General features: G+C 60.2%; 21 protein-coding genes. 3 read left to right on the top strand and 18 right to left on the bottom strand.

The features are described from left to right. Window positions 1-69: 69 nt before the first annotated feature. From ACXPUX_RS08065 to ACXPUX_RS08025, 9 genes are all read right to left on the bottom strand, one after another. Window positions 70-1,128: a hypothetical protein gene (locus tag ACXPUX_RS08065; protein WP_458827852.1), complete on the bottom strand. Its 1,059-nt coding sequence runs from the start codon at window positions 1,126-1,128 to the stop codon at window positions 70-72. A 27-nt stretch (window positions 1,129-1,155) separates the two neighbouring features. Continuing rightward, complete coding sequence (gene ftsH, locus ACXPUX_RS08060; protein ID WP_458827851.1) at window positions 1,156-3,300, bottom strand: ATP-dependent zinc metalloprotease FtsH; 2,145 nt, start codon at window positions 3,298-3,300, stop codon at window positions 1,156-1,158. A 30-nt stretch (window positions 3,301-3,330) separates the two neighbouring features. Further along, window positions 3,331-3,879: a hypoxanthine phosphoribosyltransferase gene (gene hpt, locus ACXPUX_RS08055; RefSeq protein ID WP_044960265.1), complete on the bottom strand. Its 549-nt coding sequence runs from the start codon at window positions 3,877-3,879 to the stop codon at window positions 3,331-3,333. Next, on the bottom strand, window positions 3,863-5,299 hold the full coding sequence (gene tilS / locus ACXPUX_RS08050; RefSeq protein WP_458827850.1) for a tRNA lysidine(34) synthetase TilS: 1,437 nt from the start codon (window positions 5,297-5,299) through the stop codon (window positions 3,863-3,865). Before tilS ends, hpt begins: the two co-directional genes overlap by 17 nt. Then, a complete protein-coding gene (gene dnaB, locus ACXPUX_RS08045) occupies window positions 5,299-6,699 on the bottom strand; it encodes a replicative DNA helicase (RefSeq protein WP_458827849.1) in 1,401 nt (466 codons plus the stop codon). Before dnaB ends, tilS begins: the two co-directional genes overlap by 1 nt. 86 nt (window positions 6,700-6,785) lie before the next feature. Continuing rightward, the gene (gene rplI, locus ACXPUX_RS08040) at window positions 6,786-7,241 is read right to left on the bottom strand and encodes a 50S ribosomal protein L9 (protein WP_005923531.1); all 456 of its coding nucleotides are present in this window, start codon (window positions 7,239-7,241) and stop codon (window positions 6,786-6,788) included. A gap of 251 nt (window positions 7,242-7,492) precedes the next feature. Next, entirely contained in the window at window positions 7,493-8,596 is a 1,104-nt protein-coding gene (gene glf / locus ACXPUX_RS08035) for a UDP-galactopyranose mutase (RefSeq protein ID WP_458827848.1), read from the bottom strand. Between the two features lie 3 nt (window positions 8,597-8,599). Continuing rightward, window positions 8,600-10,597 carry a DHH family phosphoesterase gene (locus ACXPUX_RS08030; RefSeq protein ID WP_458827847.1) on the bottom strand — a complete coding sequence of 666 codons (1,998 nt, stop codon included), beginning with the start codon at window positions 10,595-10,597 and terminating at the stop codon, window positions 8,600-8,602. Between the two features lie 48 nt (window positions 10,598-10,645). Then, entirely contained in the window at window positions 10,646-12,475 is a 1,830-nt protein-coding gene (locus ACXPUX_RS08025) for a ribonuclease J (RefSeq protein WP_458827846.1), read from the bottom strand. A 402-nt stretch (window positions 12,476-12,877) separates the two neighbouring features. Between ACXPUX_RS08025 and rnhA the strand changes: the two genes are divergently transcribed. Together rnhA and ACXPUX_RS08015 are read left to right on the top strand one after the other, a co-directional pair. Beyond that, window positions 12,878-13,342: a ribonuclease HI gene (rnhA, locus tag ACXPUX_RS08020; protein WP_015537876.1), complete on the top strand. Its 465-nt coding sequence runs from the start codon at window positions 12,878-12,880 to the stop codon at window positions 13,340-13,342. Beyond that, window positions 13,339-13,881 (top strand): hypothetical protein, encoded by a 543-nt coding sequence (locus ACXPUX_RS08015; RefSeq protein ID WP_458827845.1) that lies wholly within the window; start codon window positions 13,339-13,341, stop codon window positions 13,879-13,881. The genes rnhA and ACXPUX_RS08015 overlap by 4 nt, the downstream gene beginning before the upstream one ends. An 85-nt stretch (window positions 13,882-13,966) precedes the next feature. On the opposite strand, the gene mgsA is transcribed toward ACXPUX_RS08015, so the two are convergent. From mgsA to ACXPUX_RS07970, 9 genes are all read right to left on the bottom strand, one after another. Next, window positions 13,967-14,371 carry a methylglyoxal synthase gene (mgsA, locus tag ACXPUX_RS08010; protein WP_458827844.1) on the bottom strand — a complete coding sequence of 135 codons (405 nt, stop codon included), beginning with the start codon at window positions 14,369-14,371 and terminating at the stop codon, window positions 13,967-13,969. Window positions 14,372-14,527: 156 nt separating this feature from the next. Next, a complete protein-coding gene (locus tag ACXPUX_RS08005) occupies window positions 14,528-16,765 on the bottom strand; it encodes a peptidoglycan D,D-transpeptidase FtsI family protein (protein ID WP_458827843.1) in 2,238 nt (745 codons plus the stop codon). Between the two features lie 19 nt (window positions 16,766-16,784). Next, complete coding sequence (gene mreD / locus ACXPUX_RS08000) at window positions 16,785-17,318, bottom strand: rod shape-determining protein MreD (protein ID WP_458827842.1); 534 nt, start codon at window positions 17,316-17,318, stop codon at window positions 16,785-16,787. A gap of 15 nt (window positions 17,319-17,333) precedes the next feature. Next, window positions 17,334-18,164, bottom strand: coding sequence for a rod shape-determining protein MreC (gene mreC, locus ACXPUX_RS07995; protein WP_458827841.1), 831 nt, complete (start codon window positions 18,162-18,164; stop codon window positions 17,334-17,336). 174 nt (window positions 18,165-18,338) lie between these two features. Next, complete coding sequence (gene mreB / locus ACXPUX_RS07990; RefSeq protein ID WP_112090338.1) at window positions 18,339-19,361, bottom strand: rod shape-determining protein; 1,023 nt, start codon at window positions 19,359-19,361, stop codon at window positions 18,339-18,341. A gap of 162 nt (window positions 19,362-19,523) precedes the next feature. After that, window positions 19,524-20,087, bottom strand: a complete 564-nt coding sequence (locus ACXPUX_RS07985) for a Maf family protein (protein WP_458827840.1) — start codon at window positions 20,085-20,087, stop codon at window positions 19,524-19,526. A gap of 18 nt (window positions 20,088-20,105) precedes the next feature. After that, window positions 20,106-20,552 (bottom strand): dUTP diphosphatase, encoded by a 447-nt coding sequence (gene dut / locus ACXPUX_RS07980; protein WP_458827839.1) that lies wholly within the window; start codon window positions 20,550-20,552, stop codon window positions 20,106-20,108. A gap of 68 nt (window positions 20,553-20,620) precedes the next feature. Continuing rightward, window positions 20,621-22,690: a U32 family peptidase gene (locus tag ACXPUX_RS07975; RefSeq protein WP_458827837.1), complete on the bottom strand. Its 2,070-nt coding sequence runs from the start codon at window positions 22,688-22,690 to the stop codon at window positions 20,621-20,623. 36 nt (window positions 22,691-22,726) lie between these two features. Further along, complete coding sequence (locus tag ACXPUX_RS07970; RefSeq protein WP_458827836.1) at window positions 22,727-23,194, bottom strand: cell division protein ZapA; 468 nt, start codon at window positions 23,192-23,194, stop codon at window positions 22,727-22,729. A gap of 426 nt (window positions 23,195-23,620) precedes the next feature. Between ACXPUX_RS07970 and ACXPUX_RS07965 the strand changes: the two genes are divergently transcribed. Continuing rightward, window positions 23,621-26,026, top strand: a complete 2,406-nt coding sequence (locus ACXPUX_RS07965; RefSeq protein WP_458827835.1) for a glycogen/starch/alpha-glucan phosphorylase — start codon at window positions 23,621-23,623, stop codon at window positions 26,024-26,026. Window positions 26,027-26,034 lie beyond the last annotated feature (8 nt).

The raw sequence follows: 26,034 nt of genomic DNA, 5'->3' as shown, positions 1-26,034 counted from the left end.
TTCCTTTCTGTGCAATGCACACAAAAGGCGGAGAAGGCACGCTGCCCCCTCCGCCGGGATGAACTTATATTACAGCACGAACTGGTAGTACACAAAGCCGCACAGCGCGATGGCTGCGCACAGGATGGCCGTAATGGGCGGCACCCAGCGGATCAGCGCTTCTGCCACGCTGTCCCGGCTGTCCTCGTACTCCTCGTACTCCTCCTCCATGGGCTCGGGCTGACGCACCGGAGCCGGTGCCGGACGGCGGGCGGCGGCAGGCATCACACGGGTGCCCTCGTCTGCCGCAGCAGCGCCGGAATACGGTGTGCGGACAGAGGCATCCAGCACCCGGGTAGGCTCCGAGATGGGCTGGACGGGGGCAGCCTTCGGCTGGTAAGCCGCTGCGCCCATGACCCGGGTGGGCTCCTCTGCGGGCGCTGCCGGGGCGGCAGGGGCGGCACCCACGATGCGGGTAGGCTCCTCCACCGCAGCGGGCGCTGCGGGAACCGCCGGGGCGCTGAGGGGCATTTCCATCTCGTCTGCCGGGGCGGCGGGCTGCAACAGGGTGTTCAGCGCGTTCTGCAGCAGAATGCGGTCACAGCCGCACTCCGAGCAGTACACGGTGTCCTCCTCGGTGGGGTGGAAGGCACCGCAGGCGCAGTACCAGCCGTTTTCGAACACCTGCGGCTGATACTTGAGCCCGCTGCGGTTCATGCGGGCTTCCAGCGCCTTTTGCAGCTCCGGTGCCAGACGGCGGGGTGCGGGCAGGCGCACACGCTTGATGCCGTCCAGATGCACCACGCGCTTGCCGTTGTACACATTGCACAGCGAAACATCCACGCTGGTGATGGCTTTTGCCGTGATGAACACGGCATCGTCCTGCCCGAACAGCTCGCCGGGCTTTACCTGAAGATCCCGGTACTCGAACTTATCCTCGCACAGGATCACACCGTCCACGCCCTTGCACTTGAAGTGGATCTCCAGTGCGGTCAGGGTCACGCGGGAAATATTCTTGAAGGTCAGGCAGACAGCGTGCTCGCCGCTGACGTCCCCCTTGAGCAGCTCCACGCATACGAACTGCACCGGGCTGCCGGGAGTATAATAGTTTGCACGGGTCTGGGCGACCGGGTTAAAATTTTCCTCCACGATGTTCGCTCCTTTTCTTAAAAAAGCTTAGTCCTGCTGCTCCGGGGCATCCGGCTGCGGCACTTCCGGCTGGGCAGGCTCAGCCTGCTCGGCGGGTTCGGCACGCTCAGCGGTCTCCGCAGGCTCTGCGGGCTGCACCGGGGCAGGCTGCACGGTCTGGTCGGGCTGCGCCTGCTCGGGCTTTGCGTCCTCACAGGGGGGCAGGGTGCCGCCGGCCATAATGGTGTTGAACTGCTCCTCGTTGAGCTTTTCGCGCTCCATCAGAGCCTTGGCCAGCGCATGGAGCTGGTCGATGTGCTCGGTCAGGGTGCGGCGGCAGGTCTCGTAGGCTTCATCGATGATATCACGGGTCTCGCTGTCGATCTCAGCAGCGGTGGTCTCGCTGTAACCCTTGCCCTGACCAAAATCGCGGCCAAGGAAGGTCTCCTCCTGCGAGGTACCGTAGACCACAGGGCCCAGACGCTCGGAGAAGCCGTAGCGGGTGATCATCTGGCGGGCGATATTGGTAGCCTGCTGCAGATCGTTGGAAGCACCGGTGGAGATGTCCTCCAAGATCAGCTGCTCGGCCACGCGGCCGCCCAGACTGGACACGATGTCCTCAAACATCTCGCCCTTGGTCACATAGCTGCGGTCCTTCTCAGGCAGATACATGGTGTAGCCGCCAGCCTGACCGCGCGGGATGATGGTGATCTCGTGCACACGGGGATGATGCTTGCAGTAAAAACCTGCCACTGCGTGACCGGCCTCGTGGTAGGCGGTGAGCTTTTTCTCCTCCGGGGTGACCACGCGGCTCTTCTTCTCGGGGCCAGCCATCACCTTCATGGAAGCTTCCTCGATATCCTCCATGGTAATGGCCTTGCGGTTGCGGCGGGCTGCCAGCAGCGCGGCCTCATTGACAAGGTTCTCAAGGTCTGCACCGGCAAAACCGGCGGTACGCTGGGCGATGACCTTCAGGGAGACGTCCGGTGCAAGGGGCTTATTGCGGGTATGCACCTTCAAAATCTCCTCGCGGCCCTTGACATCCGGCAGGCCCACATAGACCTGACGGTCGAAGCGGCCGGGGCGCAGCAGCGCCTTATCCAGAATGTCGGCACGGTTGGTGGCGGCCATGACGATGATGCCGTCGTTGGCTTCAAAGCCGTCCATCTCCACCAGCAGCTGGTTCAAAGTCTGCTCGCGCTCATCGTGACCGCCGCCCAGACCTGCGCCGCGCTGACGACCCACGGCATCGATCTCATCAATGAAAATGATGCAGGGCATGGTCTTTTTGGCCTTATCGAACAGGTCGCGCACGCGGGATGCGCCCACGCCGACGTACATCTCTACAAAGTCAGAGCCGGAGATGGAATAGAAGGGCACCCCGGCCTCGCCAGCACAGGCACGCGCCAGCAGGGTCTTACCGGTACCCGGAGGGCCCACCAGCAGCACACCGTGGGGGATGCGGGCACCCAGCGTATTGAACTTATCCGGGCTCTTGAGGAATTCCACAACTTCCTTGAGTTCCTCTTTTTCCTCGTCCTCACCGGCCACATCGGCAAAGGTGGCAGTCTTTTTGTTCTCGTGCTCGTCCTTTACCTTGGCCTTGCCCACATTCATGATGCCGCCGCCACCGGCACCGCCGCGCATCATGGAGAACAGCAAAAAGCCGGTGCAGCCCAGCATAGCCAGATAGAACAGGATCTCCATCCAGGGGATGGTCTCCTTGGCGGGCACATAGTCGTACACCATGGGCGCGTCGGGGTTGGCTGCATCGTACTGGGCGATGTAGTCCGACACATGATCCACGAACATCCGGGCGTAAGGCAGCTTATAGCTGACCGTCTCGGTGCCGTCCTCGTTCTTCTTTACCCCGGTGGGGGCAGAGGAAGAGGAGGACAACAGGCCGGAAAGCAGCCCGCCCGTGGACTGGGCAGTGCTCTGCTCGGCAGCGTTGGGCAGCTCCTGTGCGCCTTCCTTCAGGGTCATGGTGATCACGCCGGTATTCAGATCCAGCGAGAATTTGGTGACCTGATTGCTCTCAAAATAGTGTACCACCGTGGAATACGCCATGGAGGAGCCGCTGGCGCTGCCGCCGGTGCCGCCCAGCACCGACCACACCATCAGCACGGCTGCCAGCACAATGGCGATCACCAGCGGATTAAAACGGGGTTTCTTCGGTTGCAAAAAAATCAACTCCAGTTCTGGATTTTTATAATGGACACGTTACTTCGTGTAGACCTCGGGCTTCAGCACGCCGACATAGGGCAGGTTGCGGTATTTTTCATCGTAGTCCAGACCATAGCCCACCACAAACTCGTCCGGCACCTGAAAACCCTCGTAATCCGGCTGGATATCGGCCTTGCGGCGGCTGGGCTTATCAAGGATGGTGCAGATCTTAACGGAGTTCGGGTTGCGCATCTTGAGCATGGGCACAAGGTTGGACAGGGTGACACCGGTGTCCAGAATGTCCTCCACGATCAGCACATCCTTGCCGGACAGATCGCCGTCCAGATCCTTGATGATCTTGACCAGACCGCTGGTGGTGGTGTTGCTGCCGCCGTAGCTGGAGACCACCATAAAGTCGATATTGCAGGGGATGCTCACAGCCCGCATCAGGTCGGCCATAAAGACCACCGAGCCCTTGAGGATGGACACCAGCACCAGATTTTTACCGGCATAGTCCCGGCTGATCTGAGCGCCCAGCTCTGCCACCTTGGCCTTCAGCTGCTCTTCGCTGACCAGAACGGTCTTGATATCATCGTGCATACTCATTTGTTTTTTCCTCCTGTGTTTCGATCTCTGCATCCAAGTGCAGGATCCATCTGCTTTCCGTGTCCGGTGCAAGGCCATCGGCAAAGCCTTCCCCACACACCCATAAAATTTCGCTTCCGCTGGCAAGCAGCGGCAGCGTATCCCGCAGTTCGTTCGGGACACCGGCCTCGTTCATCCACTTGCGCAGCGGCTTGCTCAAGCCCCGCCCCGCAGGCCGGAAGCGGTCTCCCGGCTGTCGGGCACGCAGAACAAGACTAGTGTACAACGTAGTTATTCTAGCATAATCCGCCCGATTTTTTAAGTCTTTTTTATGAACGACTTGTATTTTTTCTTCAAAATCGGCTTTTAACAGCTCTGCTTTCCCTTTCCAGCCCCCGCGCAGCCGGAATTCCGGCTGTTTTTCGGGCAAAAAAGGCACCTGCTGCGGCGCTCTCTCCGGCTGCCGGGGCAGGGCTTGCGGCAGCGTTTCCTGCCGCAGACAACCGTTCCCGGCGCAAAAGCGTACCTGTCCGGTCAGCTGTACTGCGCCGCTGCCCTGCCGCACCACGGCGCACAGCAGCTGCACATATTTTTCCTCTGCGTCCCGCACCGGAGCCACAAGGCTGTGCAGCGCAGTTTCCAGCAGCAGCGGGTCTGCCGCCTGCAAGGGCAGCAGCTGCCACATTGGTTCTGCGCCGGGCAGGCGCGCCGCTGCCAGAAGCTTTGCAGCTTCGGCGGCAAGGTAGGCATCCGCCCGGGCGGCCTTTTCACAGAACCGTGCCAGATTCTGCACCGCTGCTGCGTTGGTGCTTTCCATCGCAGGCAGGGCGCTGTGGCGCAGCCGGTTGCGGGCGTAGGCATCGGTGTCGTTGGTCTCGTCGGTGACCCATGGCTGCCCCGCTGCCCGGCAGACAGCCTCGGTCTCGGCGCGGCTCAGGCAGAGCAGCGGGCGCAGGTAGCACCCGCGCCTCGGCCGGATGCCGCCCGCGCCATGCAGCCCGGTGCCGCGCGCCAGCCGCAGCAGCAGCGTTTCGGCTTGGTCATTTGCAGTATGGGCCGTGGCGATGGCATCTATCCCCTGCCCTTGCAGCTGCGCAAAGGCTGTGTAGCGCAGACGGCGCGCCCAGTCCTCCCCGGCGTGCGCCGGGAGCGGGGCAAGCTCTGCCGCATGGAACACCCGCAGCGGCACGCCCAAGCGGGCGCATTCTGCCCGCACAAAGGCTTCGTCACGGTCGGCGCTCTGCCCGCGCAGACCGTGGTTCACATGGCAGGCAGAAAGCGTATAGCCGAACCTCGACTGCAGCTGCCGCAGCAAAAGCAGCAGCGCCATGCTGTCTGCCCCGCCGGAGACTGCCGCCGCCAGATGCAGCGGTGCGCCGGGCTGCAAAAGCCCCTCCCGGGTGCAGAAATCCGCCACCCGGGCAAGAATCTCTGTATCCATCAGCGCTTGAAGTCCACATCCATAAAGCGGGTGTGGGCACCATCCCAGCCCAGCGGCACGGTGCTGGTCTCGCCGTGACGGTTCTTTGCCACGATGCACTCGGCGGTATCGGCATCCACCTCGGCACCGTCCGGGTTCTGGCTGGCGTAGTAGGAATCGCGGTACAAAAACAGCACGCAGTCTGCGTCCTGTTCGATGGAGCCGGAGTCGCGCAGGTCCGAAAGCTGCGGGCGGTGGCTGGAGTTGTTGCCCTGCTTTTCCACCGCACGGGACAGCTGGCTCAGCGCGATGATAGGCACATTCATCTCCTTCGCCATGATCTTGAGGTTTCGGGTGATGGAGCTGATCTCCTGCACGCGGTTCTCGCTGCGCTGGCCGGTGGTCATCAGCTGCAAGTAGTCGATGACGATCAGGCCCACGTTGGGGCGGGCAGGGTCCTGATTCACCCGGCGGATCTTTGCCTTCATCTCGGTGATGGTGATACCGGAGGTATCGTCCATATAGATCGGTGCGTCGTGCAGTTTTTCAGTCGCCAGCGCCAGATACTCCCAGTCCTCAGCGCGCAGCGCACCGGTACGGAAGGCCTGACTGTCGATACCGGCCTCCGACGAGAGGATACGGTTGGTCAGCTGCTCCTTGGTCATTTCCAAGCTGAAGATAGCCACCGGCACCTTTTGCTGCATGGCCACGCGGGTGGCGATATTCAGCGCAAAGCTGGTCTTACCCATACCGGGACGGGCCGCAAGAATGATCAGATCTCCGCGGCCAAGGCCGGTAAGCACGGTATCCAGCAGACGGAAACCGGTGGGAATGCCCTTGTACTTATCCGCATCCGGGCCGCTGATCTTTTGCAGGTTGGTCAGCGTTTCCACCATGCTGGACGAAAGCGGGGTCAGGGCGCTGGAATCGCGGCCGGAGCGGATCTCGTAGATGCGCTGCTCGGCGTTTTCCAGCAGAAGGTCGGCGTCCGGCTCATCTCCGGCGTCCTGCAAGATGTCCTTGGCAACGCCCATCAGCTGGCGCACCAGATATTTTTCCTGCACGATCTGGGCGTAGGCCTTTACGTTGGAGATGCTGGGCACTGTTTCCGCCAGACCGGTCAGGTAGATCTTGGCCTCGTCTGCGCTGGGGAACACACCATCGGACACCACTGCATCCAGCAGGGTGACAAAATCAATGGTCTGGTCGTTGGTGAACAGGCGCAGCATCTCGGTCCAGATCTGGGCGTTCTGCCGGGTGTAGAACATTTCCGGCTTGAGGATCTCCACAAGATCGGTCAGAGTGTCGGGCTTGAGCAGCACCGCGCCCAGCACGCTCTGCTCTGCCTGCATATTGTAGGGCAGATTGATGCCCACGCTCTCCAGATTCAGTTCATTGGAATAACGTCGTTCGTTCGGCATAGTAGTTTGTCCTTATCCAAAATCCAAAGCATCCTGTAAAGCCAAAAAGCGCCCCCTGCTGTGAGGGGGCGCAAACGGCACACAGATCAGGCCTGTTCCACTTCCACCTGGATCTTGAAGGAAGCCACGACGCCAACGTACAGACGGACCTTGCCGTTGAACACACCGGCATCCTTGATGTCCTTGGTCTCCAGCTCGATCTTCTTTTTGTCGATGGGTGCACCTGCCAGCGCAGCCAGTGCCTCGGCAACTTCCTTGCCGGTCACCTTGCCGTGCAGACGGCCGGATGCGCCGCCCTTGGCCTTGATGGTCACGGTCTTGCCTTCGATCTTAGCAGCCAGAGCCTTGGCGGCTGCCACATTCTCAGCCTCGTGGAAATCGGCCGCGGCCTCCTTGCCGCGGGCCATGTTCACAGCGCTGGCATCTGCCACAGCGGCCAGCTTGCGCGGGAACAGGTAGTTGCGGGCGTAGCCGTCGGAGACCTCGTGGATCTCGTCCTTCTTACCAATGCCCTTGATATCCTGCTTCAGAATCACTTTCATGATAGTATCCCTCACTTCTCACCGGAAAACCGGTGCAGTCTTATGGTAATAGTATAGCGCATTTGTCGTTTTTGGGCAAGAGGAAGCGGGGCAGCATTTCAAATGTCCTCCGCTGCGCTCTGGACATTCTGCAAGGAATTTTTTCTTTTTTCGTGTTTATGGCGGCCTGCAGGCCGCGATAAACACATTTTTACCAAAAGATTTTTCCTCTGAAGATGGCCAAAGCGAACGCGTCGGCCATTAAAAACCGCTTAAGTCAGCTCCTTTGCGGCCACGTCCAGCGCTACCTCGATGACCTTGTCCATGTCGTAGTACTTATACTCGCCCAGACGGCCGCCGAAGATCACGCCCGGCTCGGCATCAGCCAGTGCCTTGTACTCTGCATACAGCGTGCCGTTCTTCTCATCGTTGACGGGATAATAAGGCTCATCGCCCTTTTTCCACTCGGCGCTGTACTCCCGGCTGATGACGGTCTTGGGCTGGGTGCCGAACTCGAAATGCTTGTGCTCGATGATGCGGGTATAGGGGGTCTCGGCATCGGTGTAGTTGACCACCGCGTTGCCCTGATAGTTATCGGTGTCCAGCACCTCGGTCTCAAAGCGGACGCTGCGGTACTGCAAAGCACCCAGACGGTAGCCGAAGTAGGCATCCACCGGGCCGGTGTAGACCACCTTCTCAGCCAGTGCGTCCAGCGCAGCCTTGTCGGCCAGATAATCCACGTTCAGGCGCACCTCGGTATCGGCCAGCATCTTTTCCACCATGGCAGTATAGCCGCCATTGGGGATGCCCTGATACAGGGCGTTGAAGTAGTTGTCGTCGTAGGTAAAGCGCACCGGCAGGCGCTTGATGATAAAAGCGGGCAGCTCGGTGCAGGGGCGTCCCCACTGCTTGCCGGTGTAGCCCTTGATGAGCTTTTCGTAGATATCGGTGCCCACAAGGCTGATGGCCTGCTCTTCGAGGTTCTGCGGGTCGGTGATGCCCGCGGCAGCCTTCTGTTCTTCGATCTTAGCCTTGGCCTCGGCAGGGGTCACCACACCCCACATCTTGTTGAAGGTGTTCATATTGAAGGGCAGGTTGTAGATCTGGCCATGGTAGTTGGCCACCGGGCTGTTGGTGTAGCGGTTGAACTCTGCAAATTGGTTCACATACTGCCACACGGCTTTGTTGTTGGTGTGGAAGATATGCGCGCCGTAGCGGTGCACGTTGATGCCCTCCACATTCTCGGTGTAGATATTGCCCGCGATATGGTCGCGCTTATCGATGACCAGACACTTTTTGCCTGCTTTTTTTGCCTCGTGGGCAAACACGGCACCGAACAGACCGGCACCAACGATGAGATAATCGTACTGTTTCATGTTTTATTCCCCTTTTGCCGGTCGTGCTTCCGGCGTAGTCTTTTTCTGGGAGAGATAATATTGGTCGATGGCGTCCTGAATGCGGCTGCGTGCCGCCTGCGGGGTGATATGCTTCAGCTGCGCTGCTGCCATGGTCTGATGACCGCCGCCGCCCAGCGACTCCATGATCACCTGCACATTCACGGCACCCATGCTGCGGGCAGAGACGTTTACGCCGTTGCCCACCTGCACCGCCACAAAGCTGGCGTCCACGCCCTGAATGCGCAGCAGGTCGTTGGCGGCCTGCGCAATGGCGACCCGGGCTTCCGGGGCGACCTCGCCGCCAATGGAGATGGCACAGTTTTTGTACATCTGCGCCTTTTCCACCAGATCAGCCTTGGCGTTGTATTCCACCATGGTCACATCGAACAGCCTGCGCACCCGCTCGGTCTCTGCGCCGTAGCGGCGCAGGGCAGCTGCGGCTTCAAAGGTGCGCACACCGGTGTGCAGGGTAAAGTCCTGCGTATCCAACAGGATACCGGCAAGCAGACCTTCGGCTTCCACGCGGTTGGGCTTGTCGTCCCGCTCGCCCACATACTGCAACAGCTCGGTGACCAGCTCGCTGGCCGAGGAGGAATAGGGTTCGTGGCAGACCAGCGCCGGGTTCTCAATGTAGCCCACGCCCTTGCGGTGGTGGTCGATGACAGCCACCTTGCCGCATTTTTCCAGAATGTCCTTGCTCTCCACAAGGCCAACCTGATATGTATCCACCACGATACACAGGGTACGCTTAGAAATGATGGGCAGGGCGTCCTTGGGGTCAATGAAGTCATCCTTCTGCCCCGCCTTGCATAGCGCATCGATCAGGCTGGCCGCCAGCGTGGCGTCCCGCCGGACGGCGATGACCGCCGGCACATCGCAGATCTTGCAAATGCGCAGCACGCCTTCGGCTGCGCCGATAGCATCCAGATCGCTCATGCGGTGACCCATGATGACCACATGGTCAGCCTCTTTGATCAGCTTGACCAGCTGGTCAGCCACAAGGCGGCTGCGCACCTTACTGCGCTTTTCCACGCCGTGGCTCACGCCGCCGTAGAAGGTAAAGCCGTCCAGCGTCATCTCAGCGGCCTGATCGCCGCCGCGTCCCTGCGCCATATCCAGCGCGTGCTCGGCCATGTCCTGCGCTTCCCGCAGGGTGCGTGCGCCGCGTCCGATGCCAATGGACAGCGAAAGGCTCACGCCGGGGTCCAGTGCGCGGATCTTATCCAGCACATCGTAGCCGCGATTGGCGAACTGCTCCAGCTGGCGCTCCTCCACCACGGCGATGTAGCGGCCGCCGCTGCCTACCCGGCGCAGAAAGCCGCTGCCGCGCCCGATCATATCCTCCAGAATGCGGTTGACGCCCTCCAGCAGGCGGGCGCGCTCGCTGTCCATCAGATCCCCGAACACATCATCGTAGCCGTCCAGCTGAAAGGCAAGATACCCCGGACGGCTGGCCTTGTACTCTGCCTCGATGCGGCGCAGCTCGGTCTCCTCGTTCAGCACCAGCAGGGTCATGCTTTCGGCTTCGCCGGGCACGGTGGAGCTGTGCACGCTCCAGTAGCCGTCGGCAAGGGTCAGCAGCTGCCCTTCACGCTTGCGGCACAGCTGCAGATCCAGCCCGGGCAGCAGCTTCTGCACCCGGCTGGCCAGCACATCCTGCCCGCCCAGCAGGCGGGTGCGGAACTGGCTGTTGTACCACAGCACCGTCTCGCCGGAAAGCAGCGCCGCAGGCTGGGAAAGGGGCTCCAGACTGAACTGCACCTTGGATTTTTCAAACGTGGTGCCGCTTGTCCAGCGCACCACCCAGCTGCGCAGCTTGCAGCGGAACAAGGTTGCCCCTATGCCCCACAGCACCACCAGCACGGCCAGCAGCGGCCATGCCGTAGGGCGCTGCACCAGCAGCACCAGCAGCAAAAGGCCGCACAGCACCGCCAGACTGGCCGTGAGCATTTCCAGTGTCCATCTTGGTTTACGTTTCATTGGTTTTTTGCCTCCTCAGACGCTGCACCGCTTTGCGGTGCGCCCGGATCAGACCTCCATCAGGATCGGCAGGATCATCGGGCTGCGCTTGGTGCGCCGGTAGATATAGCTGCTCAGTGCCTCACGCACACGGGTCTTTACGCTGTTCCAATCCCGGACGTGCTCATCCACACAGCGCTCCAGTGCATTTTCCACAATGCTCTGGGCACCGTCCATCAGGCTCTCGTTCTCGCGCACATACACAAAGCCCCGGCTTACCAGATCCGGTCCGGCAAGCACCTTGCCGGTCTTGCTGTCCACGGTGGCCACGATGATGACAAGGCCATCCTCGGAGAGGTGCTTGCGGTCCCGCAGCACCACGTTGCCCACATCGCCCACGCCAAGGCCGTCCACCATGACGGCACCGGCGGTCACCGGCTCGCCCAGCTTCATCTCGTCCTGCGAGAGGATGACGTTGGAGCCGTTTTCCGCAATGAGGATATTGCTGGTTGGAATGCCCAGACTTGCAGCGGTGAGGGCGTGCTTTTTCAGCTGCTTATACTCGCCGTGCACGGGCAGGAAGTACTTGGGCTTGGTCAGGGTGAGCATCAGCTTTTGCTCCTCCTGACAGGCGTGACCGGAAACGTGTACATCATACATGCTCTCGTAGATGACCTCTGCGCCCAGCAGCAGCAGACCGTTGACGATCTTGGTCACGCTCTTTTCGTTGCCGGGGATGGGGTTGGCGGAGATGATGATGAAGTCGCCGGGGCCCACACGCACCTGACGGTGGCTGCAGGAGGCCATGCGGCTCAGCGCGCTCAGGGGCTCGCCCTGACTGCCGGTGGTCACCAGCACCACCTGCTCCGGCGGGTACTGGTTCAGTTCGTCCACGCTGATCAGGGTGTCCTCCGGGATGTGCATATAGCCCAGCTCCTGCGCCATAGCGGTGTTGTTGACCATGCTGCGTCCGCTGAAAGCCACCTTGCGGCCATCCTCCACGGCCAGATCAATGATCTGCTGCACGCGGTAGATGTTGGACGCAAAGGTTGCAATGATAATGCGCTTATTGCGGGCGCGGGCAAACAGACTGCGCACACCGGCGGCCACCTTCTGCTCGGTAGCGGTAAAGCCCGGGCGCTCCGCGTTGGTGGAATCGCTCAGCAAAGCCAGCACACCGCGCTGCCCGTACTCGGACAGAGTGGACAGGTCGGTCACACCGCAGGCCAGCGGGGTGTAATCAATTTTAAAGTCGCCGGTCTGGATGATGGTACCGGCGGGGCTGTCGATGGCAAAGGCCACGGCATCCGGGATGGAGTGGTTGACGTGGATAGGTTCCACGGTAAAGCAGCCCAACTTGATCTTCTGACGGGGCACGATCTCCACAAACTTGGTCTTGCCGGCAAGGCCGAACTCCTCCAGCTTGTTCTTGATCAGGCCGCAGGTCAGGCGGGTGCCGTACACCGGCAGGCTGATCTTTTGCAGCAGATAGGGGATGCTGCCAATGTGATCCTCGTGACCGTGGGTGATGAGCAGGCCCTTGATCTTATCCTTGTTCTGCACCACAAAGGTGAAGTCCGGGATGACCATGTCCACGCCGAACATCTCGCTGTCCGGGAACACCAAGCCGCAGTCCACGATGATCATATCGCCGTTGCACTCGTAGACGGTCATGTTCTTGCCGACCTCGCCCAAACCGCCCAGCGGATAGATATGGATGGGGATCGCTGCTTCCTTGGGCTGCTGCGCACGGCGCGGGCGGCGGTTATAATAGGGGCGGCGGGTGGTGGGACGGGTGCGCTTTTCCCCTGCGGGAGCAGTACCATTTGCGGCGGCTGCCTTGGGCGCTGCCGGGGCTTTTGCGCGGGGTGCGGTGTTATTTTCTTTTGCTTGAGCCATTCTTTACCTCCAGATTCAATTGCAAGCCAGACCGCGCCCCGCCGGGGAGAGCAGCCGCATCTTGCACAGGGGAAGCACCTGAAACTGCATCGGCTTCCGGTTGATGCATCGTATAGAATTTATCGTTCAGCGTGCTTTTTGCAGCAGCGCTGTTGGTTCCGCAAGAGGTTCTTGGCCAGGTAAGTCCATCTGTTCGATGCGACCGTGGCGTTTCTGCCGGAACAGCCGGGCGCACGCCTTTGGTGCACCCCTATACGCATTTTGTTACGCTAAGTATAGTATCTCGCACCGGTTTTGTCAATTCCAAGGTTTGGCAAAACTGGGTCGGTGTATACATTGGCTCTTGACATCCCGGGCAAAATAGCGCTAAATAAAGGTATTCTATTCTATAAGGAGAACCCCATGAAACAGGTAGAGGTGTACACAGACGGCGCTTGCAGCGGCAACCCCGGCCCGGGCGGCTGGGGTGCGGTGCTGCGCTACCGCTTTGACGGCAAGGTGTACGAAAAGGAACTGAGCGGCGGCGACGCCAGCACCACCAACAACCGCATGGAGCTGACAGCCTTTATCGAGGCGCTGCGCCAGCTCAAGGAGCCCTGCGAGGTGCGGCTGTGCTCTGACAGCCAGTATGTGATCAACGGGCTGGAAAAGGGCTGGGCCAAGGGCTGGAAGCGCCGGGGCTGGAAAAAAGCCGACGGCTCCCCTGCCCTGAACCCGGACTTATGGGCACAGGCGCTGGAGCAGGAGGCACGGCACAAGATCACCTACGTCTGGGTAAAGGGCCACGCAGGCCACCCGGAAAACGAACGCTGCGACCAGCTGGCCGTAGCACAAAGCAAAGCACATGGCGGGAGGCAAGGAACATGAGCGACGCATTTTTGCCCGGCAACGGGTTCGACACCTACGAAACACAGGACAAGGTGCTTGTCAGCATGGACGGCACCGTAGATTGCGGCGTTGTGGTGCGCATTTTGCAGCAGCAGGGCTTTGGCGTGGCCGGGGCTGTGGTGCAGCTGGCCGCTGAGCAGAGCGCTTGGGCCGCAGCCGCACGGCAGGCTGCTGAGGCTCTTGGCATCGAGTGCATCGTACTGAAGGCAGAAGCACTGGCAGACCAGCCCGCCGCAGTACTGGGCAGCGGCAACGACGCCCGGTTTGCCGCCCTGCTGACCGCTGCCGACAAGCTGGGCATCCAGTACATTGCCACCGGGCACCACGCCCGGGTGGAGCTGGGCAGCGACGGCGTGCACGCGGTCTGCCCCGCTGTGGACACCGCACTGGACGAGAGTGCCGCGCTGGCGGCGCTGCCGCAGGACACCCTTGCCCGGCTGCTGCTGCCCTTGGGCGAGTTTACCGCCGCCGATGTGCAGGAGATGGCACAGGATTTTAAGGTAAACGGCACGGTCTGACCCAGCGGAAAATCCGCATTGCATTTCACCTGAGAAGCAAAAAAGCGCCGCATCTGTACGATGCAGCGCTTCTTTTTTGCATATTTCAGTTCTGCGGGTGCACGATATCGCGCCAGTCCAGATCTCCGCGCTCCAGGCCATGGATCAGCACCTCGGCGGTGGCAATGTTGGTGGCCATGGGGATGTTGTGCACATCGCACAGGCGCAGCAAGGTCATCTCATTCGGCTCGCTGGGCTTTGCATTGATAGGGTCGCGGAAGAACAGCAGCAGGTCGATCTCGTTGCAGGCAATGCGGGACGCGATCTGCTGGCCGCCGCCCTGCACCCCGGCCAAAAAGCGCTGTACCTGCAGGCCGGTGGCCTCGGAAATCATTTTGCCGGTCGTGCCGGTCGCCACCAATTTATGCTGGCTCAGAATACGGCAGTACGCCGTGCAGAACTGAACCATCAGCTCCTTTTTGGAGTCATGCGCGATCAGGGCAATCGTCATCTGTAGATCTCTCCTCTATTGAAACATTTGTATATAAAAGCTTGATAAATTTCCTTTGTTATACATGATATCACAAACGCAACTCATTTACAACAGGTTTTTGGACACAATATTCAAGTTTTCGTTCAAGTTCAGCACTTTGCACGCAGCTGCGCTTTACTGCGCAAGCATTGCATCGTTGTTTTCTTCCTCTGTCACCCCTGCGGGCACGGTCGTCTGCTGCGGTTCTGCGGCGGCGGCAGCGGTCTGTGCATCATTCGCAGCATCCGGGGCGGTCTGGGCAGCGGTATCCGATGCTGCGGCATCCTCCTGCGCCACGGTGCGCGGATCCACATAGGGGTCAACCTCCAGCGTGCCGTCCTTCATGGCAAAGTAGGCGTTGGCGATATCCACCACCAGATCGCCGGTGCGGGCGCCGTAGCCGCCGTACTCTACCGCGATGCCGATGGCGATCTCCGGGTCGTCTGCCGGGAGGTAGGCGATCATCATAGCATTCAGGTAGTGCTTGCCCGAAGCGTAGGTCTCGCTGCGCTGGGGGGTGCCGGTCTTGCAGGCGATGGCAATGGGGTAGCTGGAGATCTTACCGCTGATGGTGCTGGGCACCAGTGTCATGCCCTGCCGCACAAGATCAAAGGTGTTGCCGTTGCCCTCGATGATATCCATCACCTCCGGCTGGGTCTCGCTGAGCACCTCGCCGGTGTTGGTATCCAGAATGGCCTTGACAAAGTGGGTGCGGTAGCGCACGCCGTTATTGGCCAGCGTGGCGGCGTAGGTAGCCAGCTGGATGGGGCTTACCACCGTGTTGCCCTGCCCGATAGCGGCCTGAATATCCAGCGAGGAGGTGTAGTTTTTATCCGTCTTTTTGGTCAGACGTCCCACGACCTCGTTTACCTCCACGCCGGTGCGCTGGCCAAGACCCAGCTTGTAGGCGTAGGCATCGTAGACGTCACTGGTCAGGCGGCGTCCCACATCGTAGAAGAAGATGTTACAACTCCACTTGATGGCGGTTACCACATCAATGTTGCCGCTGTGGCCGTGGCGGGTGCAGCGGGGGTGGTAGTCCTTATAATAGGTATACACGCCGGTGCAGTTGACGGTGGAGTACTGGTTGATGAGGCCGCTGTCCAGCGCCGCCACCGCCACTGCCGGTTTAAAGGTAGAGCCGGGAGTGTACAGGCCTTGCAGCGCCCGGTTGAACAGGGGCAGGCTGGGGTCGGCGCTGTACTCAGAATAGTTTGTGGCGTACAGATTCTGGTCAAAGCTGGGGTAGTTCGCAGCCGCCAGCACGCTGCCGTCCTTCACATCCAGCACCACCGCAGCACAGGCGGCAGCTTTCATATCGCCGGTGTTGTACACCCGGTTGATCATATCAATGTTGTTGGCAAGGGCCTTGTCCACCGCACGCTGAAAGTCGCTGTTGATGGTCAGCTGCACGGTATGCCCCGGCTTCGGCACGGTGGTGATCTTGGTATCCACGATCACACCGTCCGAATTGCGGGTGATGGTCTCCACGCCGTCCTTGCCGCGCAGTTCGTCCTCGTACACGGACTCCAGGCCGGAGATGCCGATCACATCGTTCATGTTATAGCCTTTTTCCTTGAGCGGATAGGTCACCTGACCGTTCTCGTCGGTCACCTTCCACTTTTCGGCGGTGATCTTGCCCACGCGCCCCAACACAGCGGGGAGGATATCTCCCTGCTCGTAGCTGCGGGTGCTGGTCTCCACGATCTCCACGCCCGGCAGGGTGAGGGAATGCTCCTTGATGGCAGCCACTGTCACCTGACTGACGTTTTCCGCCATGATGAAGTTATTCATGTTGGAAAAGGCCTGCCGGTCCATCTCGTAATGGATGCCCGCCAGCACCCGCTGCCACGGCAGGGAGAAGCTTTCCAGATGGTTCTTCTCCACCAGCATCTCCATCACATCGTTGGCGGTGGCGTACTGCTGCAAGCCCAGCGTCTCCTTCATGTCTGCCAGCGTTTTCTGGTCGCTGGTGCTGTCGGCGCTGTCCGTAAAGGTATAGTTCCCGGCGGCATCCGGCTCGCTGATGAGCAGGGTATCCAGCCATTTTTCATCGTTCTGGCGCAAAAGCTCCACGATCTGCTGCAGCATGGTGTCCAGATCCTGATCCCCCATCTGCAGCTTGTTCAGCACCACATTATAGCCGGTGCTGGTGGTGGCGATGCGCTTGCCGGTGCTGTCCACGATATTGCCGCGCGCGGCGGTGACCGTGAACTTATAATCCGTGGTGTTGGTGGCTTTTGCCTTGAAGCTGTCCCCATTGACCAGCTGCAAAAAGATCAGCCGGAAGGTATACAGTCCCATGATGATGCAGGCCACTGCGATGAGCAGCAGCATCCGCCGCACCACGACCTTGCGTTCATTTTCGTTCATCTGGTTCTCCTCTTACGGGTCAGACCACACCGTTGTCGATCCGGAACCCGTCATGGATGCGCTGCACCAGCCAGAAAGCCAGCAGCGCCGCCGGGATGGTCAGCACCGCACTGGGCAGTACAAAGGTGACATACCGCAGCGCAGCGCCGGTATAACCCGGCATATAGTAGAAAAACAGCCAGTCCAGCGAGAGCACCAGCAGCGCCGTTACGGTGCTTACGGCGGCAAAATTGCCGGGGTTCACCTGCAAATACAGCTGCACCAGCACCGATACCCCAAAGCAGAGCAGCAGCAGCTCCAGCGCCAGCATACCCACCGTGCGCCCGGCGGCGTAGTCCCACAAAAGGCCGCCTACCGTGCCCAGCAGTGCTCCGGCAAACTCTCCTTCAAATACTGCCACCGCCAGACACAGCGGCAGCACCAGCAGCGGCTTTGCCTCCCCCAGCTGGAACAGCCCGGGCGTGGTCTGCAAAGCGGCGCACACAAACAGCGCCAGCACATAGCAGCCCCACTTCAGCAGCTGGCTGCGGCTGCGCCTGCGGCGAGATTCCATAGCAGTGTGCCCTCCTTAGTACGCAGTAATGATAAAAACGTGCTTGGCGGTGCGGGGGTCGGCACCGGGGCGCACCACCGCAATGGAGGATTTGCCGCTGGCTTCAGGCACCACGTCCTGCACCGTGCCCACCAGCAGATCCGGCGGGAACACCCCGCCCAGACCGGTGGTAATGACCTGATCGCCCGCGCGGGTCTCGGTGCTGCGCTCCAGATTGGTCAGGGTGCACAGACCGTCCGCTGCATAGGTGGTGTTGCCGTTCAGGATGCCGTTTTCCCGGGTGCGGGAGACCACCCCCGCCGCATTGAAGCTGGGGTGCAGGATGGTCATCACCTTGCAGCTGGTCGGGTCGGCTTCCACCACCATACCCAGCAGATAGCCCCGGTCGCTGATGACAGCATCGTTCACCGCTACGCCGTCTGCGGTGCCCTTGTCCAATGTGAAACCGCCAAACTCGTCCAGCGGGTCGCGTCCAATGACAAAGCCGGACACATAGGTGGCGTTGCTGTTCTTTTCCTGAATATTAGCCAGTGCCTTGTAGGCTTCGTTTTCGGCCTTGAGGCGGTCGTAGTCCACCATCTGCTGGCGCAGCTCAGCGTTTTCCGCTTCCAGCTGCTCGTTCTGCTCCACGACCTCGTCAATGCTGGTGTATTTTTCCCACACCGCACCCACGCCGCCGCTGACCACAGCCGCCGCCTTCTGGAAAGGGGTCAGGATCACGCCCAGCAGCTCCTGCGGGGCGGCGGTCAGGCGTCCGTTGGCACCGGCATAGGCCATGATGCCCACCAGAAATACTGCCACGGCCACAAGGATCTTGAATTTCCAGGTATCAAAAAAATCTTTCAAAGGGTCCTTCCCTCCTGTCGGGATGCCCGCGCCCTACCGCAGGCCTTTGCATGAAAAAAGCGCGGACAGCCGTGCCATCCGCGCAAGATGCAGTGTTTGCAGCGGAAAAACGCACAGCTGCTGTGTCTGAAACTTTTCCGCATTTTAAGCAACTCTCTCCGCAGAGAGCCGCTCTTACATATGTCCTCCATCGGTGTCCAGCACATCGTGCAGCACATCCACATGATCCAGCACCGCACCGGCACCCTTGGCCACGCAGTCCAGCGGGTCCTCCGCAATATGCACATCAATGCCGGTCTCGCTCTGGATCAGCTGATCCAGACCGCGCAGCAGAGCGCCGCCGCCGGTCAGGGTGATGCCGCGGTCGATGATATCTGCGCTCAACTCCGGCGGGGTGCGCTCCAGCGTCTCCTTGATGGCAGTGGTGATCTTGACCAGACACTCCAGCAGAGCGCCGCGCACATCCTCAGAGTGCACCACGATGTTCTTGGGCAGGCCGTCCACAAGGTTGCGGCCCTTGATCTCCATGGTCAGCTCCGGGTCCAGCACATAGGCAGAGCCGATCTCGATCTTGATCTGCTCGGCGGTACGCTCACCGATGAGTAGGTTGTACTTGCGCTTGATGAAGGCGATGATGGCCTGATCGAACATATCACCGGCCATGCGCACGCTGCGGGAGGCCACTATGCCGCCCAGAGAGATGACGGCGATCTCGGCCGTGCCGCCGCCGATATCCACGATCATACTGCCGGTAGGCTCGCTGATGGGCAGGCCTGCGCCGATGGCAGCAGCCATGGGCTCCTCAATGACAGACACCTGACGGGCACCGGCCTTCAGGGTAGCCTCGCGCACTGCGCGGCGCTCCACCTCGGTAACACCGGAGGGAATGCAGATGACCACCCGGGGACGGGAGAACATGCTGTTGCCGCAGGCCTTTTTGAGGAAGTTCTCCAGCATATTTGCGGTGATGTCGAAATCAGCGATGACGCCGTCCTTCAGGGGACGCACTGCCACGATGCTGCCGGGGGTACGACCGATGACAGCCTTTGCCTCGCCGCCCACGCAGCGCACCTCGTCGGTCTTGGTATCCACCGCCACGACCGAGGGCTCGCGCATGATGATGCCCTTGCCCTTCATGTAGACCAGAGTATTGGCAGTACCCAGATCAATGCCAACGTCCTTTGACAGAAAACTCATTGTTCCAAATCTCCTTACGATCGTTCCTTAAATCTATCCCAGAATGCCGGACAGTCTGCAGCAAACAGACCCTCCTGCGCAGAATAACACGGTTCTATTATAGCCGCAAGTACTTCATTTCTCAAGCGTTTCGGCAAGTTTTCTATCATTTTTCCATTTTTCTCACAAAAAATGCGTCAGCAGCTGTACGGTGCGGCTGACCGGCAGCCCCATAATGGTGTAGTAGTCGCCCTCGATGCGGTCCAGCCACAGGGCTGCGCGTCCCTGAATGGCATAGGCACCGGCCTTATCGTAGGGTTCCGGGGTTGCGGTGTAGAACGCGATCTCCTCCTCCCCCAGCGGGAAAAAGGTCACCCTGCAGCTGTCCACAAAATGCTCTGCCCTGTCCCCTTTTGCAATGCACACGCCGGTGTGCACCTGATGGGTCTTGCCGGAGAGGGCGCGCAGCATCCGCTTGGCGTCCTCTGCGTCATGGGGCTTGCCGAACACGGTGCCGTCCACGTCCACCACGGTGTCACAGCCAATGACCACGGCATCCGGGTGCTGCTTTGCCACTGCAAGGCATTTGCCGATGGCCAGCTGCTCCACCAGCTGCGCCGGGGTGGGCGCAGTGACGGCGCTCTCGTCAAAATCGCTGACGCAGACCGTGAAATCGGTGGTATACAGGGAAAGCAGTTCCCGTCTGCGGGGGCTGCCGGAGGCTAAGATCAGGTCGTTTTCCTTCATTTTTGCCGCGTCCCTTCCTTATCGGCCGGTAGAGCCAAAGCCGCCCGCACCGCGTTGAGTGTCGCCCAGTTCCTCGGCGGGCACAAAGGCAGCGGTATACACCGGGGCGATGCACAGCTGCGCCACCCGCTCGCCGGGCTGGATGGTATAAGCCTCGGCACCCAGATTGACCATGGGCACCTTCAGCTCGCCGCGGTAATCGCTGTCCACCACGCCTACGCCGTTGGCCATGCACAGGCCGTGCTTGATGGACAGGCCGCTGCGGGCGTACACCAGCGCCACGCTGTGGGCACCGGGCAGCTCGATGGCAAGGCCGGTGGGCACCAGCACCCGCTGCATGGGGGCAACGGTCAGCGGCGCATCCAGCACAGCGCACAGGTCGGCGGCAGCTGCGCCGGGGGTGGCATAAGCGGGCACCTTTGCCCGGGCATCCAGTACCTTATATTTTACAGTGATGGATTCCATCGTATGACCTCGTTTCGTTTTTCTGTTTTTTCACAGGCAAAGCTTGGGGCAATGCCGGTGGTTTCTTATCAGTTGGTTCCTTTAAAATACAAACCGCGGGTAAACTCCCCCTCAAAGGGGGCGTGGGTGCGAATCATTTCCAAAATCTGCGCTGCTTCCTCGCGGGATTCCAGCGTAAAGTAGGCCACGCCGTAGTCCACCGCCAGTGCGCCGGGCTTATCGCCCATATAGATGGGCACCGGGTTATAGATGGTGCGCACCCCAAGGCCGCAACGTACCGGGAACTTTTTGGCCTTGCGGTCGGTCAGCACGCCGGTCTTATCGCAGTGGGCACAGTCGTGGATATTTTGCAGCGGGCAGGCGCGGGTGAGCATCAGCGGCATGTGGCCGTAGATCATCACGCCCGTAGGCACAGGCTTACCGTTGCAGGCAGGCGCAATGGACGCAATATCGCTGTCTTTCACCTCCGGCAGGATGAGCAGACTGAAAACCCCCTGCTCTGCATAGAACTGCGCAGCCACATTGTTGGTGATGTTCAGCCCGAAGCCGCCGGTCATGGGCAGCCCACGGCACAGCCGCAGATGGGCGATGTTGCTGACCTCGTACCCGGCAAAGCCCGCATCCTGCGTAGCTGCGATGCGGCGGGCAGTATCCTGCTCCAGCGCACCGAACATGACCCGGGGCAGCTCCAGAAGGGTCTTTGCCCGCCACTCCCGGGGCACACGGTCGGCCTGCGCAATGGGCAGGATGAGGTACTCCACCCCGTCAAGTGCCCGCTCCGGCACCTGATCCCAGCGCTCGAACCGGGCGCGCAGGGTGCGGCGGGGCGGCAGGGTGCGCTGCGGCAGGGCGGCGACGTGCTCCTCGGTGGTAGGCCAAGGACGCAGCACCTCCCGCTTTTTGAGCAGGGCATCCAGTGCCTCCCTGCGCAGCTCATTTACGGCGCTGCCGGGGATGAACCACGGCCCGCCGTCCATTTCCACCGTGATCTTCTCTGCCGTAAAGGGGGTGCCGCCAGTCTTTGCCAAGCTGCGGTTCAGGCTCTCGGTGGGGTCGGTGCGGGCGGGCTGCGGCTCGGCATCCCCGTAGGCAAAGGCCTTGTTGCCGTCGGCATCGGTGACGGTCAGTTTTTCGCCGCCTTCTTCAATTTCCAGCTTCATCTGCACCGGCACGCGGGAGCGCTCGCGGCGGTAAAGCTCGCGCAGCATCGGCAGGGTCTTTTTGGTCAGCTCAGCATCGGCTTCGCTGCGCACACCGAACATGGTACCGTCGATTTTTCCATCCAGATAGCCGGAGCTGAAACCGGAGCGGCTGAAGGCGTTCTTCAGCAGGTCACGGTCATAGGCGCGGCCCTCGCGGCCCGCCAGACAGGCGCTGACCGCCGCCGCCACATACTCCGGTGTGCGCAGACGGCCTTCGATTTTGGCCGATGCTACGCCAAGCGCCTGAAGCTTGTCCAACTTGTCGATGGCAGAGTTATCCTTGAGGGAGAGGTGATGCAGCCGCCCGGGCTTGCCCTCCGGCAGGGCGTTGGCTTCAAAAGGCAGGCGGCAGGGGCCCGCACAGGAGCCGCGATTGCCGCTGCGCCCGCCCAGAAAGGCGGACATATAGCACTGGCCGCTCACGCTCATGCACAGCGCACCGTGAATGAAGCACTCGGTCTCGATGCCGCAGTGCTTTGTGATGTGCTCCACCTCGGGCAGGCTCAGCTCACGCGCCAGCACCACCCGGGTAAAGCCCAGCTCCTTCAGTTCCAGTGCGCCTTGCAGGGTGTGGACGCTCATCTGGGTAGAGCCGTGCCGGGGCAGCTGCGGGGCGATTTTACCAATTAAGGTAGCCACTGCCAGATCCTGACAGATGACTGCATCCGCTCCGCTAGCTGCCACCGCCCGGATAGCCTGTTCCAGCGCTGACAGCTCGGTGCCGTACACGGTCGTATTCAGTGCAACGTGCACCGCCACGCCCCGGGCATGGCAAAAGCGCACGGCCTCCTTTAGACTGTCTGCGTCAAAGTTGCCTGCGCCTGTGCGGGCGTTGAAGCCCGAAAAGCCCAGATATACTGCGTCCGCCCCGCTGAACACCGCCGCGCGGAGCATTTCTTCACTGCCCACCGGGGCTAAGATCTCGATCCTTGCCATAGTTCTCCTTTTGATTTCTATTTATATATGGTACATTCAGTTGGTTTCGTCTGCCTGTGCACCGTCTGCCGCCGGGGTCTCCGGGGCGGCGGGCCGCTCCTGCGCCGTCTCTGCCGCAGCGCGGGCGGCGCGCTCCTCCCGGCGGGTCTCACGCTGGCGTTCCTTGGCAAGCTGCTCCCGCAGGGCAGCAGCCTCCCGGCGCAGCACGGCATTCTCGGCCAGTGCCTTGTCCTCGGCCAGCTTTGCCCGGGCTGCATCTGCAATGTAGTCCTGGATCTGGCTGCGCATATTCTCGGCGCTGCCGGTGCTCTTGCGGTATTCGTCCAGATAATCCATCGCGCAGAACACCGCCGCCTTGGTTACCGAGAGGTTATCGTTGGTGTCCAGCAGCTTTGTGATGTCCTCGTCCAGCTTTTTTGCAAGCTCGAGGATGTATTTTTCCGAATCTGTGGTTGCGATGGCATACGGAGTGCCCGCGATGTTGACCCTTACCTTATTTACCATGGTGTTTTCCCCTTTTTTATCCTGTATCTGTACGGCGCAAAGCCGTTTGTTCTGCATCTTACCGGGATTTGACACCGTTCCCGGTAACGTTTCGGTTTCCGAAAACGTTTCGGCGGAGTTTCCCGCCCCATTTCTGCCGGAATTACTCCCCGAAAAACGTTTCGCAGCTCAGTTCTACCCTCTATTATAATATAAATACGCCGCAAGAAAAAGTGGAATTTTTGAAATTTCGGCATATTTGTCAGAAAGTGGCCTGAAAAAATAGCAGTTACGGAAAAAAAGCGCCTGTTTCCTTGCATTTGCAAATCGTTCATATTATAATAACGGTGTTATGTTGGCAGCCGGGCGAAAGAGGGAACGTTTCTGCTGCTATTATCTACTCAATTATTTTAGCAAAGCAAACGCTTATGCGGATAGGAGCACACTATGACATCAAAAGAATTTGGCAAAATTCTTCAGGACAAGCTCACCAGTGAGTATGGTGTGGAGCTGAATGTTGCCTCCAACCAGCAGATCTACCGCTCTCTGGCTCTGATCTGCCGTCAGATGATGAGCGAGAACCACAAAAAATTCCAGTCCAAGGCCATCGGCACCGGCACCAAGCAGGTCTACTACCTCTGCATGGAGTTTTTGATGGGCCGCAGCCTGAAGATGAGCCTGTTCAATCTGGGTCTGGATGAGGTCGCCAAGAAGGCACTGGCTGACGCCGAGATCAATCTGGACAGCATTTTTGAGGAAGAGCCCGATGCAGGTCTGGGCAACGGCGGCTTGGGCCGTCTGGCTGCCTGCTATCTGGACGGCATGGCCACCACCGATATCTGCGGCACCGGCTACTCCATCTTGTACGAGTACGGCATCTTCAAGCAGAAGATCGTGGACGGCTGGCAGCAGGAGCGCGCTGACAACTGGCTGCCCGGCGGTCAGGTGTGGCTGAAGAGCCACCCGGATCAGGCTGTGGAGATCCGCTTTGACGGCGAGATCCACGAGAACTGGGACAACGGCTTCCACTACATCCAGCACACCAACTACAACAGCGTCATGGCCATCCCCTCCGATATGTATGTGCAGGGCTACGATGGAAAGGGCGTTGCAAAGCTGCGCCTGTGGCAGGCAAAGGCCCCGGACTTTGATATGTCCAGCTTCTCTCTGGGCAACTACAACACCGCTATGAGCAAGAACGCCAACGCTGAGCTCATTTCCAAGGTGCTGTACCCCAACGATAACCACGTTGAGGGCAAGATCCTGCGCCTGCGTCAGCAGTATTTCCTGTCCGCTGCTTCTATCGGCGATATCGTGCAGAACCACCTGTCCAGCTACGCTACGCTGGAGAACCTGCCCGACAAGGTCGCCATCCAGCTGAACGATACCCACCCCACCCTGGCCATCCCCGAGATGATGCGCATCCTGCTGGACGAGTGCGGCTTTGGCTGGGACAAGGCTTTCAGCATCTGCCAGAAGGTGTTCTCCTACACCAACCACACCGTTATGGCCGAGGCTCTGGAGAAGTGGAACGTGGACATCTTCAAGATGACCCTGCCCCGCATCTACCAGATCGTGGTGGAGATGGACCGCCGTGCCCGCGAGGAGCTGGCAAAGGCCTTCCCCGGCGATCAGGGCAAGATCAACTACATGGCACTGATCGGCGACAATCAGGTGCGCATGGCCAACATCTGCGCCTACACCGCCAACAGCATCAACGGCGTTTCCAAGCTGCACAGCGAGATCATCAAGGAGAGCGTTTTCCACGATTACTACCTGTTCAAGCCCAACGCCTTCAAGAACGTGACCAACGGCATTGCATACCGCCGCTGGCTGCTGGCTTCCAACCCCGGCCTGTGCAAGCTGCTGGACGAGACCATCGGCGACGGCTACAAGCACGATGCTTCTGATCTGACCAAGCTGAACAAGTACGCCGACGACAAGACCGTGCTGAAGAAGCTGAACGAGATCAAGCTGGCCAACAAGAAGGACTTTGCAAGCTATCTGGCAAAGAGCACCGGTCAGGTCATCGACCCCAATTCCATCTTTGACTGCCAGGTCAAGCGTATGCACGAGTACAAGCGTCAGCACCTGAATGCGCTGAACATCGCCGCACAGTACCTGTACCTGAAGGAGAACCCCAACGCCGACTTTATCCCCAAGACCTACATCTTCGGCGCAAAGGCTGCTCCCGGCTACTACATGGCAAAGCAGATGATCCGCATGATCTGCAAGCTGGGCGATCTGATCAACAACGACCCCGCCGTGCGCGACAAGCTGCGCGTGGTCTATCTGGAGGAGTACTGCGTCTCCCTGAGCGAGCACCTGATGCCCGCTGCCGAGGTCTCTGAGCAGATCTCTCTGGCAGGCACCGAGGCTTCCGGTACCGGCAACATGAAGTTCATGCTGAACGGTGCCATCACGCTGGGCACGCTGGACGGTGCAAACGTGGAAATCGCCGATGCTGCCGGTAAGGAGAACGAGCTGATCTTCGGTATGCTGACCCCCGAGGTGAATAACCTCAAGCAGGTGGGCTACCACCCCAACGCCTTTATCATGGGCGACGACGTGGCCAACAGCGCCCTGAACTTCCTGGAGCGCGGCTGGAACGGCGAGAACTTCCACGAGGTCACCGAGAACCTGCGCAGCAGCGACCCGTACATGGTCATGGCCGACTTCAAGGACTACCGCCGTGCACAGGCCGACCTGCAGAAGCTGTATGCTGACCGCGAGACCTGGGCCCGCATGAGCCTGAAGAACATCGCCAACAGCGGTATCTTCAGCGCAGACCGCGCCGTGCTGGACTACGCCCGCGATATCTGGTACGCTTCCCCCGTGCCCATGGGCAAGTAATTTTCCCC

Source organism: Faecalibacterium sp. PGM34, from assembly GCF_054456555.1.
The sequence above is the reverse complement of the archived record's forward strand: the minus strand, read 5'-3'. Positions and strand labels throughout refer to the sequence as shown.